The organism is Pedobacter sp. SYSU D00535 (assembly GCF_017355855.1).
Taxonomy (GTDB): Bacteria; Bacteroidota; Bacteroidia; order Sphingobacteriales; family Sphingobacteriaceae; genus Desertivirga.
In genome coordinates this window covers 1-1,226 of record NZ_JAFEWD010000014.1, presented here as the reverse complement: position 1 = coordinate 1,226, position 1,226 = coordinate 1, and the positions used below count along the sequence as shown (strand labels likewise).

Annotated in this window: 2 protein-coding genes; both read left to right on the top strand. The window is 40.2% G+C overall.

Features of this window, described 5'->3' with window-relative positions:
* Positions 1-41 precede the first annotated feature (41 nt).
* Positions 42-500: a hypothetical protein gene (locus J4N23_RS19455; RefSeq protein ID WP_207429517.1), complete on the top strand. Its 459-nt coding sequence runs from the start codon at positions 42-44 to the stop codon at positions 498-500.
* Between the two features lie 170 nt (positions 501-670).
* A complete protein-coding gene (locus J4N23_RS19450) occupies positions 671-1,084 on the top strand; it encodes a hypothetical protein (protein WP_207429516.1) in 414 nt (137 codons plus the stop codon).
* The last annotated feature ends 142 nt before the right edge of the window (positions 1,085-1,226 follow it).

Here is a 1,226-nt window from a genome sequence, read left to right as displayed (position 1 = left end):
GTTACGGGCAAGTGTATAATCTAGCCAACACCTAAGAGCAGATGAAAAAGACCCCGATTTTGTATGTTCTCTTTGCAGCTTTCTTGGTGCTCGGGGCGTTTGTTTATTTCGTCTCTCAATTCACGTCCGTTTATCCTCCAATTAGAAAGTTTGAGTATTCCAAAAACGTCACCGATTTTCACAATGACCTTCGAACTTTAATCTCCACACGCCCTAACATCTCGTTTCAGCTTACTGACACGACTGGCACTGAAGAGAATGGGTATGTATACTACTATAACATCAAGGTAATAGATTCCAAAAAAAGCAACGAGTTCAACGTAGCTTTCAAGACTGAAGAGAACTGGAAGGGTGATAGGAAAAATACCATCTGTCTGGTCGGAGCTTATGATAGAATACATAAAGTAGGTGGATATTCTAAAGAAAGTAAAGGAATCGACCGACTCGCTAAAGCGTTCGAACAAGACGTGTATGAGGAACTAAAAAACACCAGCCCATAACATAGCCTTTGCTAAAATGGCGGCTAACGTTACTTTCGAAACTTTTCTACATTTAACTAAGTTTTATGCTTGACGACAGTTAAGTGCTTTCTATTCGCCATCTTCGCAAAGCCCTAACCGTTATGTGTAACCCTAAGAGAACCTGCAAGCGTTCCCGACACAGCTGAAGAATGAGAGATTTCACTAAACCATTTGCGACAATTTCTTTAATCGCACTGCTTATAATTACCTCTTGTGGTTATTTCGAGGGCGACGGAATTGACGTTCAAATACCAATCACTGGAAACATTGTGTTGCAGAAACAGCAGGGCTCGAATGAAACCTTGCTAATGCTTAAGGAGCGCGAAGAAATGTTTACAGGAGTAATAGAAGACTGTGATTCAATTTTTTACGACCAAAATGAACAGGTTATTTGGGCGAAAACGACTATAAACGATTACGATAGTTCGTACTACCAGATAAATGTTGTTGACTCTTTAGGAACAACAGTAGCTGCAGCTATCCGAAAAAAAGAGCTTTCAAGACGTGACTTTGTTCTTCAAACTGGTCAAAGAGCTCCAATTTGGACTCGAAACATTCAATAGCTGCCTAAAAAGGGCATACACATAACATCACCTTGTTGCTATTGCTGGTTTTGGTAGTGTATGTTATTTCACTGCTTTCTATTAAATTCGTGCTGGCTTGAATTGACGTGCAATTAATGCCGCAACATCAACAAGCCTAACC

Excerpts from the sequence above, each read along its gene's own strand:
- J4N23_RS19455 (WP_207429517.1), top strand. The coding sequence starts at position 42 with ATGAAAAAGACCCCGATTTTGTATGTTCTCTTTGCAGCTTTCTTGGTG.
- J4N23_RS19450 (WP_207429516.1), top strand. The coding sequence starts at position 671 with ATGAGAGATTTCACTAAACCATTTGCGACAATTTCTTTAATCGCACTG.